Here is a 369-nt window from a genome sequence, read left to right on the forward strand (position 1 = left end):
TCTATGAATGTTCAAATCAGTTTAAGCAGTGCTGTTAGGTTTTATAGCTCTGATACCAATCCCACAACATATTTACACCCAGCCACATGGCAATTGCAATCAATATCAATACCACCAAGCCCAAAATATCAGGGATATGAATCCAAATAACCAACTGCCGATTGGGCGCATAAAAAAGCTGGCAGCAAAAACACCCCACACATAAATTGCTTTAGTGGAGTCATTCTTAAACCCGCAGAGGCAACCTCTTTAATCGCTTTGGAACTTGCCAAAATCTTTGAACAAGCTGGCTTACCCAAAGGCTTATTAAGCGTTTTGGTGGGGCGTGGTTCTGTGATTGGTGATGCAATCGTAAAACATCCATTGGTA

The 369-nt window shown here is 41.5% G+C and carries 1 protein-coding gene; it reads left to right on the plus strand.

Annotated elements, in window-relative coordinates; translation table 11 throughout:
- Positions 1 to 258: 258 nt before the first annotated feature.
- Positions 259 to 369: aldehyde dehydrogenase family protein (locus FLQ44_RS24970; RefSeq protein ID WP_369126611.1), on the plus strand; the 111-nt coding region annotated here is incomplete at its 3' end.

It is taken from the genome of Vogesella mureinivorans (assembly GCF_007644035.1).
Lineage (GTDB): Bacteria > Pseudomonadota > Gammaproteobacteria > Burkholderiales > Chromobacteriaceae > Vogesella > Vogesella mureinivorans.